Consider the following 12,468-nt stretch of genomic DNA (forward strand, 5'->3'; position numbering starts at 1 on the left):
TCAGAGTGCGCAAACTTTACGCATCTTGCCAATGAAATGACCCTGAATGCGCCCTTCTGCCAAGAAACGGCAAAAAGGTGTTGATCGCGTAAGCCACTGAAACGAAAACAGTATTCGGATAGCCCTCTAGTTGGCACGAATTCTGCAAGAGACACAACCGACAGCGGCGTCCAAGGACGGGCGCCGCGAACTACGGCAACGCCGCCAACGGAAATATGCGCGCCAACTCTGGCTTCGCATATCTCGGTTGGCGGCTTTTTGTTTCCAGATGCAACTCGTGAGTATGGAGTTCTTGCTCATGCCCGGACCACAAAGCGCGCAGCCCTCCCCCAACCGCGCCCTCGGCATGTCCACCGTCGCCTTTACCGTGTGTTTTGCGGTCTGGACGATTTTTTCGATCATCGGCGTGGCGCTCAAGGACGAACTGGGGCTCAGCGAAACCCAGTTTGGCCTGCTGGTCGGCACCCCGATCCTTACCGGTTCTCTCGTGCGCGTGGCGCTCGGCATCTGGACCGACCGGTTCGGAGGGCGGCTGGTCTATACGCTCACCATGCTCGGCGCAGCCCTCGCGACCTTCGCGCTCGCCTTCGCCCAGACCTATGAGCAACTGTTGCTCGCTGCCCTCGGCGTAGGGCTGGCGGGCGGCGCGTTCGCTGTGGGCGTCGCCTACGTCTCGCGCTTTTTCCCGGCAAACAAGCAGGGCACTGCACTGGGCATTTTCGGGGTTGGCAATGTCGGCGCGGCGGTGACCAAATTCGCCGCTCCCTTCGTCATGCTCGCCTGGGGCTGGCAGTCGGTGGCTGTGATCTGGGCCGCGGGTCTCGTCGTGATGGCCGTAATCTTCTGGTTCACCACCAGCGACGATCCAGTCATCGTCGCGCGCCGCCAGAACGGGAGCAAGCCCGCGAGCCTCGGCACGGAGTTCGCCGCGCTCAGGAATGTGCAGGTCTGGCGTTTCGCGCTGTATTACTTCTTCGTCTTCGGCGCCTTTGTTGCGCTGGCCCTCTGGCTGCCGCGGTACCTGATCGGAGTGTACGGCTTCGATATTGCGACGGCCGGCCTGATTGGCGCCGCCTATTCGATACCGGCCTCGATATTCCGTGCCTATGGTGGCGTACTGTCCGACCGGGTGGGCGCGCGAACCATCATGTACTGGACATTCGGCATCTCGGCAGTCGCAACCTTCATCCTCGCCCTGCCGCCCGCCGATTTCATCGTACGCGGCATCGAAGGCTCCCTCGCCTTCCATTTCGAGATCGGGCCGCTGACCTTTATCGCCGTTGCCTTCATTCTCGGCTTCATGATGAGTCTCGGCAAGGCGGCGGTCTATAAGCACATCCCCGTCTATTACCCCAACAATGTTGGCGCTGTCGGCGGGCTCGTCGGGATGATCGGCGGGCTGGGCGGTTTCCTGCTGCCGCTGTTGTTCGGAGTGCTCAACGACCTGACCGGACTTTGGAGCAGCTGCTTCATGGCCCTTTTTGTCCTCGTTGTCGGCCTGCTGGTGTGGATGCACCTGGCGATCGGGCGCATGGAGCGCCGCCCGGTTCCCCAGCCGGCCTGAAATTTCCTAGTGAAGTGGAATTAGACCCATGAAACAGCGTTTAGTCGTCATCGGTGCCGGAATGGCCTCGGGGCGTATGCTCGAGCATCTGTTCGAGGCAGATCCCGGCGCGTTCGAAGTGACCCTTTTCGGCGCTGAGCCACGCGGCAACTACAACCGTATTATGCTCTCTCCGGTGCTCTCGGGCGAAAAGACCTATGACGAGATCGTCACCCACGATGCCGATTGGTATCGCGACAACAACGTCAACTGCCGCTTCGGCGAAACCGTCACCGCAATCGACCGCAAGCGCAAGGTGGTGATTTCGAAGGATGGCGAGACAGCTTACGACAAGCTCCTGATCGCCACAGGTTCGGCGCCGTTCATCATCCCCGTCGCGGGCAAGGAACTGCCCGGTGTCATGGCCTTCCGCGATCTCGACGACGTCAACAACATGGTCGCCGCCGCCGGAAAGCCTGGGGCCAAGGCTGTCGTGATCGGTGGCGGCCTGCTCGGCCTCGAAGCCGCCGCGGCCCTGCGTCTGCGCGGCATGGAAGTCGTGGTGCTCCACCTGATGGGCCACCTTATGGAACGCCAGCTCGACCCGGCGGCCGGATACCTATTGCAAAGGGAGCTCGAATCCCGCGGCATCAAGGTTCACTGCAAGGCGCAGACCAAGGCCATCCTCGGCAATGACCGCGTCGAAGCCGTAGCGCTCGATGACGGGACGGTCTATCCCGCCGACATCGTCGTGATGGCCGTCGGCATCCGCCCCGAAACGCGCATCGCTACCGATAGCGGGCTGCATGTCGAACGCGGCATCATCGTTTCCGACCAGATGGTGACCTCGGACCCGGATGTTCTGGCCATTGGTGAGTGTGTCGAGCATGAGAACGTCGTCTACGGCCTCGTCGCCCCGCTCTACGACATGGCCAAGGTAGCGGCCCGCACGCTGCTCAAGCAAGACGCGGCTTTCCGCCCCGTTCAGACGGCTACCCAGCTTAAGGTAACCGGGGTTTCCGTCTACTCGGCCGGTGATTTCGCCGACGCCGAGGATCGAGAGGAAATCGTCCTGCGCGACGCGAGCGCGGGCGTCTACAAGCGTCTCGTCTTGAAGGACGATCGACTGATCGGTGCCGTACTCTACGGCGAAACCGGTGACGGCTCCTGGTTCTTCGATTTGATGAAGCGCGGTGCCGAAATCTCCGAGATGCGCGATACGCTCATCTTCGGACAGGCCTACCAGGGGGGTGCCCAACTGGACCCTATGGCGGCCGTTGCAGCCTTGCCGGATGATGCAGAAATCTGCGGCTGCAACGGCGTATGCAAATCAACGATCACCGGCGCGATCGTTGGCAAAGGCCTGACCTCGCTCGACGACGTCCGCGCCCACACCAAGGCTTCGGCGAGCTGCGGGTCATGTACCGGGCTTGTCGAAAAGCTCCTCGCCTCCACTCTGGGCGATGCCTATAACCCCGCCGCGATCCAGCCGATCTGCCCCTGCACCGATCTCGGCCATGACGAAGTTCGCCGCCTGATCGTCGCCAAGGGCCTCAAGTCCATCCCAGCCGTCATGCAGGAGCTTGAGTGGAAGACGAGTTGCGGCTGCGCCAAGTGCCGCCCCGCGCTCAACTACTATCTGCTCTCCACCTGGCCCGGCGAATATGAGGACGATAACCAGTCCCGCTTCATCAACGAGCGCGTCCACGCCAATATCCAGAAGGACGGCACCTATTCGGTCGTCCCGCGCATGTGGGGCGGGATCACCAATCCGCGCGAATTGCGCGCCATCGCCGATGTCGCCGACAAGTTCGCCATACCCACCATCAAGGTGACAGGCGGCCAACGCATCGATTTGCTCGGCGTCAAGAAGGAAGACCTGCCCGCCGTCTGGGCCGACCTCAATGCCGCCGGCATGGTCTCGGGCGCCGCCTATGCCAAGGGCCTGCGTACGGTCAAGACGTGTGTCGGCTCGGATTGGTGCCGCTTCGGGACTCAGGACTCGACCGGGCTTGGTGTCAGGATCGAGAAGTTCATGTGGGGAAGCTGGACGCCGGCCAAGGTCAAAATGGCCGTATCGGGCTGCCCCCGCAATTGCGCTGAGGCGACCTGCAAGGACGTGGGCGTCATCTGCGTCGACTCCGGCTATGAGATTCACTTTGCCGGTGCGGCGGGGCTCGACATTAAGGGTACCGAAGTCCTCTGCCACGCCAAGACCGAGGACGAGGCGCTCGAAATCATTGTCGCATTGACCCAACTCTACCGCGAACAAGGGCGTTATCTCGAGCGCATCTATAAATGGGCCAAGCGGGTCGGCTCGGATTCGATCAAGGCCAATATCGTCGAGGACCTCGAAAAGCGCCGCTACTATTTCGAGCGCTTCGTCTATTCGCAGAAATTCGCGCAAGTCGACCCCTGGGAGGAGCGCGTCAACGGCAAGGACGCTCACGAATTCGCGGCAATGGCCGAATTCGGCTTTCCCCAGGCGGCGGAGTAGGACCCCATGAGCAACTGGATCGCAATTGGATCGATCAACGATATCCCCAGGCGCGGCGCACGCTGCGTCAAATCCCCCATCGGCACCATTGCGGTGTTCCGCACAGCCGAGGACGAGATCTACGCCATAGAGGATCGCTGTCCGCACAAGGGCGGGCCGCTCAGCCAGGGCATCGTACATGGCGCGCAGGTAACGTGCCCGCTGCACAATTGGGTGTTCTCGCTAGAAACCGGCGAGGCGCAAGGGGCCGACGAAGGACGCGTCCGCACCGTCGCGCTCAGGCTCGATGGTGAAACCATTCTGATGGATGCCGACCTCGTCATGGCCATCGCAGCCGAGTAGGTGCTTGATTTGACATCCCCCGTCAAAACCACCTGCCCTTATTGCGGCGTCGGCTGCGGGGTAATTGCCACCCCCCAAGCCGATGGAAGCGTCGCTATCGCAGGCGATCCCGATCACCCGGCAAATTTTGGGCGATTGTGCTCGAAAGGTTCGGCGCTCGGCGAAACGATTTCGCTCGAAGGGCGCCAGCTTTTTCCGATGATCGATGGACGGCGGGTGGGCTGGAACGAGGCACTCGACGCTGCGGCGGCGCGCCTGAAAAGCGTGATCGACGAGCACGGTCCCGACGCGATGGCGCTTTATGGCTCGGGGCAATTGCTGACCGAAGACTATTACGTCGCCAACAAGCTGATGAAGGGGTTCATCGGCACGGCCAATATCGATACCAATTCACGCCTGTGCATGGCGTCTTCGGTAGCCGGTCACAAGCGCGCCTTCGGCACCGATACGGTCCCCGGATGCTATGAGGATCTCGAGCTGGCCGACCTCATCGTCCTGGTCGGCTCCAATCTCGCCTGGTGCCATCCGGTGCTCTATCAGCGCATTCTCGCCGCGCGCGAAAAGCGGCCCTCGATGCGCATCGTGGTCATCGATCCCCGTCGCACCAATGCGGCCGAGACCGCAGATCTTCACCTGCCCATAGCAACCGATGGCGACGTGGCGCTGTTTTCGGGCCTTTTTGCTCATATGCACAACGCCGGCGCGTTCGCTTCGAACTATATCGCTACCCATACCTCCGGGTTCGATGACGCGCTCGATGCCGCCGAAGGCTGGACTATTGCCCGCACCGCAGAAGCGACCGGGCTGGACGCCGCAGAGGTCGCGGCGTTCTTCGATATGTTCACAGCGACGGAAAAGACCGTGACGGTCTTTTCCCAGGGGGTTAACCAATCCACCTCGGGGACCGACAAGGTCAATGCCATTGTCAATTGCCACCTCGCCACCGGCCGCATCGGCCGCCCCGGCATGGGGCCGTTTTCGGTAACCGGTCAACCTAACGCCATGGGCGGGCGCGAAGTGGGCGGGCTTGCCAATATGCTCGCGGCGCATATGGATTTCGACAAGGCCGAGCTTGTCGCCCGCTTCTGGAATGCCGCGCGCATTGCGACCACGCCGGGCCTCAAGGCGGTCGATCTTTTCAAGGCCATCGCAGCTGGCCACATCAAGGCCGTCTGGGTGATGGCGACGAACCCAGTCGTTTCGCTCCCGGATGCCGACGCGGCGCGCTCAGCGCTCAGGGCCTGCGATACGGTGATCGTTTCGGACATGTTCGCCACGACCGATACAGCCCGCCAGGCCCATATCTTTCTGCCTGCCGCTGGCTGGGGTGAAAAGAACGGCACGGTGACCAATTCCGAGCGCACCATTTCCCGCCAGCGTCCGTTCCTTGCTCTTCCCGGCGAAGCGCGACCGGATTGGTGGATCATCTGCGAGATCGCGAAGCGCCTGGGTTTTGACGGCTTCGATTTCAGCTCGCCCGCCGAAATCTTCGCAGAATATGCCGAATTGACCGGGTTCGAGAACAACGGCAGCCGCGATCTCGATATTTCCGGCCTCGCCGGACGCGACTACGAAACGCTCTCTCCAGTCCAATGGCCGATACCGGCCGCAGGCGGGCGGCGCAGACGCTTCTTCGCCGGCGGTGGATTCTATACGCCCGATGGCAAAGCCCGGTTCGTGCCCCTCACGCCCCCGCCCCCGCGAACATCGGAGCCCGGCCAATTGTTGCTCAACACCGGTCGGGTTCGCGACCATTGGCACACTATGACCCGAACAGGCCGGACCCCGCGCCTTTCGGCACATTACGCCGAACCGTTCGCCGAAATTCATCCCGAGGATGCCGAACACTTCGCCATCAGACGCACCCAGCTCGTACGGCTTGAAAATCGCTTCGGTAGCGCCGTCGTCCGCGCGCTTGTCACGGAACGCCAGCAAAAGGGTTCGGTATTCGTGCCCATGCACTGGACAGGGGAAACCGCCCCTACCGGGCGGGTCAACGCCCTGATCCCGCCCCATATCGACCCGGCATCGGGACAGCCTGGTCTGAAGATGGGCCGCGCCAGCATGAGCCCTGTCGATGTCGCCCTTTACGGATTCGCCGTGTCCCGCGAAAAGCCGCTTCTCGCCGGAGCCGATTACTGGGCCTTGGCGCCGGCCGACAGAGGATGGCGGACCGAACTGGCATTTTTCCAGCGGCCGGGCGACGTCCTCTCCCTTGCAAGGTCCATGTTCGGCCTTCCCGAAAACGTGACACTGACCACATCGATCGACGCACGATCCGGCCGTATTTCCATTGCCCGCTTCGATCTCGACCGCCTGACCTTTGCATTTTATCTCTCGCCCGACCCGGTCCTCGTATCGCGGCAATGGGCCGCCGGGCAGCTGAGCGAGACCCACGCCGATCCCCTGCAGAGGACGCGCATATTGTCTGGCCGCCCGGGCTCCGACCGCCCCGACCCCGGACCGTTGGTCTGCTCGTGCTTCTCGGTGGGCGCCAACCAGATCGCCGATGCGGTGACGAGCGAAGGCTGTGTTACGGTAGACGCTGTGGGCGCGGCGCTGGGCGCCGGCACCAACTGCGGCTCATGCCGAACCGAAATCCGGCGCATCATTGAAGCTCATCGCCTCGCTGCAGCGCAGTAGATCGGATAATCGCAGCTCGATAGCATCGTACGGCCGGCAGAACCATCGAAGGCGGACATCGCGCACCTCAGCCTTTGACCGCGCCCTGCATGAGCGCCGCGACGAACTGGCGCTGGAAGATGAGGAATATGACAATCGTGGGGGAGAGGATCAGCAGCGCCCCGGCACAAAGCAGCGGAATGTCGGTACCCCATTGGCCCTGAAAGGCGCCAAGTGCCCCCGCCATTGTCCGCTGCATGGGGTCTTGCACCAGCACGACAGGCAGGAGAAACTGGTTCCAGGTCCAGAGAAACAATAAAATTGTGAGCGACATGATCGCCGGGCGCGCAAGCGGCACCTGAACCAGCCAGAACTCTGTCCAGCGCGTCGCGCCATCGAGTTGGGCCGCTTCGGAGAGGTCGTGCGGCACATTGAGGAAATGGGCGCGCATCCAATAGACGCCGAAGGGCATATAGAGGCCGATCAGAGGCAGAATGATAGCAAAGCGCGTGTTCAGCAGCCCCATCGCTCGCACCTCATAATAAAGCGGTGTGATGACGGCCTCGAAGGGCAGGGTCAGCCCGAAGACGAAGACGAGATAGAGCCACCGGTACCTGTCGGTGGTGAGCTTGGCCAGACCATAGCCTGCCATGGTTGCAATCAGAACCGAGACCGGCACGACACCCAGCACGATAAGGGTGCTCGAGAGCAGCAGCTGGTCCATCCGGGCAACCTCAAAAGCCCGGACGAAATTGCCCCATTGCGGATCGGCAGGCCATTGCAGCCCATTCGGATACGTGCCTTGGGGTGCCAGAGCGGCCGAGAACATCGACAGAAACGGCAGGATGGTGACGATCATCAACAGCACGACCAGTCCGCGCGCCACCAGACCATTGGCGGGGGCAAGCCTCATTTCTTTTCCCGCGAAAGCCACTGGATCGGGGCGATGGAAATCAGCACGAGGACCATCAGAACGATGGCAAGCGCCGACGCCAGCCCGACCTGGCGGTGAGCGAAGGCCAGGCGATAGATTTCGAGGCCGGGCACGGTCGTCGAGATTCCCGGGCCTCCAAGCGTTGAAATATAGACGATATCGAAACTTGCGAGCGCCGAAATCACCGTCAGCGTCACGCAGACACCGAGCTCCTGCCGCAGGCCCGGCAGGGTAATGTAGCGAAATTCATGCCAGGGATTGGCACCGTCGAGCCGGGCGGCTTCATAAAGGCTGGGATCGATCTTGGTGATGCCGGTGACCAGCAGCATGGTGCACAGGCCCAGCAAGACCCAGGCACCGATTAACCCGACGGCGGGCAGAGCCCACACGAAGTCCCCCAGCCATCCGCGGGCCCATTCGGACATGCCGATGGCGCGCAATCCCTGATTGACGACGCCGGTCGAGGCGAACATCCAGCTCCAGGCAATGCCCGCCGCAACCAGTGGGATAACTTGCGGAAGGAACAGCACGGTGCGCGTTACCGTTCCGAACGCCCCGGCCATATGGCCACGAATGACGGAAGCTACGGCCAATCCAAGCGCGACGGGGATGACGGTGAAATATCCCACAAGCTGGAAGGCGTTGCCAATGATCTGCAGCAGCTTTGGGTCGGTCAGGACCGTGACGTAATTGGTGAGACCATGAAAACGCGCCTCTCCGATCCCGTCCCATCGCAAGAAGGAATAATAAAAGCTCATTGCCAGCGGCACGAGCACGAAAGCCGTATAGGCAAGGGCAGCCGGCGCTATAAAGAGCCACGCGGCCAGTTTGCCCTTGTTGCTCGCCCCTCTTGGGGAGAGCTGCTTTGCTTGCCGCTGCGCGGCAGGAGTCGAGGTCATCGCGGTGTCACTATCTCTCGAACAGCAGTCGCGCAGGAATATGGCCTCAGCGCGAAAGCTGGGTTTCGTACTCGCGCTGGACGGCTTCGAGCAGCCCCACGGGGGTCTGCTGTCCTCCAGCCATCTTCTGCAGTTCGGGTGTCCAGCCGGCCGCGAATATGGCACCGGTAGCGTTCGCGATGAAGTCCATCGCGCCATTGTCCTGTGCAAGAATGGCGCCTGCAGCAAGGGACTGTTCGGTCACAGATCCGGGCTCGACGGCGGGCATGGCCAGATCGGTCGGCCCGCCCGGGTTCGAACCGCCCACGGCGACGTTGATCTTACGGGCCGCCTGGTTGCGCGCAACCCAATCGAGAAAGAAGGCGGCGCATTCGGGATTGTTTGCCTTGGCGCCGATCCCGTAGGTGAGCGGTGCCGACATGGAGGCGTGACGTCCTCCATCCTCAAGGCTCGGCATGATGAAAAAGCCGAACTTGCCCGGGGCATTGCCATCGAGATTGCCCGATTCCCAGTCGCCGTTGAACATGAACAGGCCTTCGCCACCCATAAAGCGGCTCATCATCTGGAAATATTCAATGGCGTTGGCGTCAGAAGGGAAATAGCCAGCCTCGATCCACGCGTTCAGGTGCTCTGCGGCTTTGAGGTTGTCTTCCGTGTGGATGGTCGCGCCATCCTTCTGGAAGATCCAGTCGTTGATCGGCTCTGGAGGGCCATAGGCTCCCATCAGGTTCTGCAGAGGAAAGGCAAAGCCGGCGGTACCCTTGTTCCACTGCATGATGGGCTGAATGCCAGCCTGCTTGGCGGCCGCCATTATGGCGTCCAATTCCGCCAGCGTCGACGGGGGCTCGGCCATCCCGATCTGGGCGGCCAGTTCCCTGTTGTAGAACACGCCAGTCATTGAATAGTTGAGACCCATGCCATAGAGCGATCCGGTCCCACGGGGGCGTCCACCCTCCTCGACGCGCAGCTGCACCAGCTGTCCCGCTGGAAACTGATCCCAGCCCAATGCCTCAAAGTATTCATCGAGATTCATGAGCAGATTGTTGGCCACCAGATCGGTGATGGACGGCAAGCGGATCAGGTCCGGTGCGTTGCTTTCGGAAAGTATGCGCGGGGAGTTCTCCATCATGTTGGCGAACTGGTCTTCCTTGATGTCGAAGGTGACATTGGGAAACTGACGCATGAACTCCTCGGCCAACCGCGTGGGCAGCGGAAAGCCGGTTTCGAAATAGGCATTGAGCGCAATGGGGTCCGTACCGCAACTAGGCGCAGCAATGGCTGTGCCGGTTGTGGCGGCCACCGAAAGCACCAAGGCAACACGAAGTGCATGGAATGAACGAGTTTTCACGACGACCTCCTCCAAGGCAATTACAATTGGCGATACTTTCCTTTGCTAAATGGATTTAGCGCATGGCTCGAATTGTCTGTCAATATATTCGCCTCCTGCCATTCGCATCGACTATACCACAGCGTGCAGCGCCTCTATGATTGAGGTAGCCCGCCTATCTTCCGGCCCCATCATCCAATTAGTGACGAAGCCGAAACCAATCTGGCGGGTCGGATCGGCAAAACCGACTTGCCCGCCAGCGCCATCATGCCCGAAACAGCCGCCCCCAAGGTAGCGCCGCGCGTCGGATTCAAGCTGGAAGCCATACCCCCAGCGGGCATATGGAGGCTCGCCACCAAAAACGGACGCACCCTCGCTCTGGGTACGCGTTGCGTCAGCGATGACTCGCTCGCCCAGTAGACGTACCCCCCGAGTCTCGACGACCGTGGCCGACCACATGGCCGCCAGGGCTTCGGCCGTGGCGATGCCTCCGGCACCGGGGATTTCGGCCGACCGGATACGTTGCTTGTTGAAGCCACCCTCTTCGGTGACGAGGTCGGCCGGTAAAGCCGAGCCAAGGGTCATCGCCTTGAAAGGCCAGTTGGGCTCTGGCTTACGCCCCTCCTCCGCCCAAAGCGCGGAAAGCGCGGGATCGACCTGCAGATGAGCTGGACGCCCGGACAGCGCTTGGGGCAGGCCTATCCAGGCATCGACACCGAGGGGCGCCGCGATCTGTTCGCTGAAGCAGCGCCCAACGGGCTGGCCGGTTACACGCCGCAGGACTTCGCCGACGACCCACCCATGCGTCAGGGCATGATAGGCGTAACCCTCCCCCGGTGGCCAAAGTGGGGCCTGCGCGGCGAGCACATCGACCATGCGGTCCCAATTGACGATGTCGTCTTCATCGAGATCCCTCCGCGGCGCCGAAAGACCCGCCTGATGGGCCAACGCCTGGCCGACAGTAACCTCGTCTTTGCCCTCGGCGGCAAATTCCGGCCAATAGTGGCTCACCGGCGCGTCGTAGGCGATGCGCCCCTCCTGAACGAGACGGGCAACAAGGATCGAAACCAGACCCTTGGTACAGGAAAAGATGACCGACGGCGTATCCCGCTCCCATACCCGTCCGATCCGCGCATCGGCAACACCGCCCCAGAGGTCGACGACGCTTTCTCCGCCTATGAATACATGGAGCCCGGCGCCCATGGTCGGACGGCCTTCGAATGCGCGCGTGAAGGCATCCGCCAACGGCTCGAAACCGGAATGGACCGTTCCTTCAACACTCACCATTCTGGTCACGCTCGCATCTGCAAATAGCCATCGGCCCCCGTCACGATCTGCATGGGATCGGACACGCCGCCTGAAAACCTACCGTCGTCGCCCGTATTATTGAAGGCCAGCAGCCACGGCTGCCCCTGCCGGTCCTTAGCGATCCTCCCCCCATAGAGCCGCTCGTTCACAAGCAGCCGCGCCAGGCTGAAATCAATACGCCCGGGCATCTTTCCAACGGGAAGGGTCCATACGCCGCCGGTCTGCCCTGTCCGTGGTCCGCAGAGCTTGGCCGTATCGCAGGAGAAAACCAGATGGTTGCGTCCGCCCATGTCCACCAGTTGGAATACCTCAAGGTGCGCGAAACCGCTACCCGCCGCGCTGAGGGGCGGCTGCACTGTCCAACTGAGGAGATCGGTAGAGGTGGCATGCGCCATGACGCCGCGATCAGGCTCCACTCCGCCCTTGCTGCGCGCGGTGATCAGCATATGCCAGAGGCGGTCGTCGATGTCGTAAAAAACCCAAGGGTCGCGCCATGCCTCTTCCGGCCAGGACGAGGTGCCCAGAGTCTCATAGAAGCGGCTATCGGCAGCACAGACCACCCCGGGCGCTTTGTTCCAGGCAAAGAGATCGGTCGATGTGGCGAGGCCCACCGCTTCGATATTGGCGAGACTGTCCTGCGAAAGAAAGCGCGCGCCGGTATAGAACATGTGCCACACGCCGGCGGAGTCCTTTACGATGCTGCCCGTCCAGGTAGCACTCCCATCGAAACTTCCCGCGGCACCTGCCGGGATCGATTGCCCGTGATCGAGCCAATCGGTCAGATTGGAGGAAGTGGCGTGGCCGATCCGTGCATTGCGGTGTCTGAGATCGGAATTGCCCAAAGCCTTGGGCGCATGAAGATAGAAAAGGTGGAAGTGCTCGCCATCGTCGGCAAACCAGAAATCCCAAACCCAATGATCGGGTAGATCGAAAGCCACGTCCAATCCTCGCTAAAACCATTTAGCTATCGCTTCGGCGCACCCCTGTTGTCAAGCG

The 12,468-nt window shown here is 61.7% G+C and carries 9 protein-coding genes; 4 read left to right on the forward strand and 5 right to left on the reverse strand.

Going from position 1 to position 12,468, the window contains the following annotated elements; translation table 11 throughout:
* The first annotated feature begins 298 nt into the window (after window positions 1-298).
* The 4 genes from I2G20_RS16860 to I2G20_RS16875 are packed head-to-tail and all read left to right on the forward strand — an operon-like array spanning window position 299 to window position 7,025.
* Window positions 299-1,564, forward strand: a complete 1,266-nt coding sequence (locus I2G20_RS16860) for an MFS transporter (protein WP_246473160.1) — start codon at window positions 299-301, stop codon at window positions 1,562-1,564.
* A 28-nt stretch (window positions 1,565-1,592) separates the two neighbouring features.
* The gene (gene nirB, locus I2G20_RS16865; RefSeq protein ID WP_196260907.1) at window positions 1,593-4,040 is read left to right on the forward strand and encodes a nitrite reductase large subunit NirB; all 2,448 of its coding nucleotides are present in this window, start codon (window positions 1,593-1,595) and stop codon (window positions 4,038-4,040) included.
* Window positions 4,041-4,046: 6 nt separating this feature from the next.
* A complete protein-coding gene (nirD, locus tag I2G20_RS16870; RefSeq protein WP_196260908.1) occupies window positions 4,047-4,382 on the forward strand; it encodes a nitrite reductase small subunit NirD in 336 nt (111 codons plus the stop codon).
* 9 nt (window positions 4,383-4,391) lie between these two features.
* Window positions 4,392-7,025, forward strand: coding sequence for a nitrate reductase (locus I2G20_RS16875; RefSeq protein ID WP_196260909.1), 2,634 nt, complete (start codon window positions 4,392-4,394; stop codon window positions 7,023-7,025).
* Window positions 7,026-7,092: 67 nt separating this feature from the next.
* Here I2G20_RS16875 and I2G20_RS16880 read toward each other — a convergent pair whose 3' ends face one another.
* From I2G20_RS16880 to I2G20_RS16900, 5 genes are all read right to left on the reverse strand, one after another.
* Window positions 7,093-7,917, reverse strand: coding sequence for a carbohydrate ABC transporter permease (locus I2G20_RS16880; protein ID WP_196260910.1), 825 nt, complete (start codon window positions 7,915-7,917; stop codon window positions 7,093-7,095).
* Complete coding sequence (locus I2G20_RS16885; RefSeq protein ID WP_196260911.1) at window positions 7,914-8,837, reverse strand: carbohydrate ABC transporter permease; 924 nt, start codon at window positions 8,835-8,837, stop codon at window positions 7,914-7,916. Before I2G20_RS16885 ends, I2G20_RS16880 begins: the two co-directional genes overlap by 4 nt.
* Window positions 8,838-8,883: 46 nt before the next feature.
* On the reverse strand, window positions 8,884-10,185 hold the full coding sequence (locus I2G20_RS16890; RefSeq protein WP_207747678.1) for an extracellular solute-binding protein: 1,302 nt from the start codon (window positions 10,183-10,185) through the stop codon (window positions 8,884-8,886).
* A 111-nt stretch (window positions 10,186-10,296) separates the two neighbouring features.
* Window positions 10,297-11,451, reverse strand: coding sequence for a serine hydrolase domain-containing protein (locus I2G20_RS16895; RefSeq protein ID WP_196260912.1), 1,155 nt, complete (start codon window positions 11,449-11,451; stop codon window positions 10,297-10,299).
* A 5-nt stretch (window positions 11,452-11,456) separates the two neighbouring features.
* Window positions 11,457-12,410 (reverse strand): glycoside hydrolase family protein, encoded by a 954-nt coding sequence (locus I2G20_RS16900; protein WP_196260913.1) that lies wholly within the window; start codon window positions 12,408-12,410, stop codon window positions 11,457-11,459.
* Window positions 12,411-12,468 lie beyond the last annotated feature (58 nt).

Origin of the sequence: Pelagibacterium limicola (genome assembly GCF_015694405.1) — a bacterium.
Lineage (GTDB): Bacteria > Pseudomonadota > Alphaproteobacteria > Rhizobiales > Devosiaceae > Pelagibacterium > Pelagibacterium limicola.

Bases quoted from the DNA above. Each gene is read 5' to 3' on its own strand.
- I2G20_RS16860 (WP_246473160.1), top strand. From the start codon at position 299: ATGCCCGGACCACAAAGCGCGCAGCCCTCCCCCAACCGCGCCCTCGGC.
- nirB (WP_196260907.1), top strand. From the start codon at position 1,593: ATGAAACAGCGTTTAGTCGTCATCGGTGCCGGAATGGCCTCGGGGCGT.
- nirD (WP_196260908.1), top strand. From the start codon at position 4,047: ATGAGCAACTGGATCGCAATTGGATCGATCAACGATATCCCCAGGCGC.
- I2G20_RS16880 (WP_196260910.1), bottom strand. From the start codon at position 7,917: ATGAGGCTTGCCCCCGCCAATGGTCTGGTGGCGCGCGGACTGGTCGTG.
- I2G20_RS16885 (WP_196260911.1), bottom strand. From the start codon at position 8,837: ATGACCTCGACTCCTGCCGCGCAGCGGCAAGCAAAGCAGCTCTCCCCA.
- I2G20_RS16895 (WP_196260912.1), bottom strand. From the start codon at position 11,451: ATGGTGAGTGTTGAAGGAACGGTCCATTCCGGTTTCGAGCCGTTGGCG.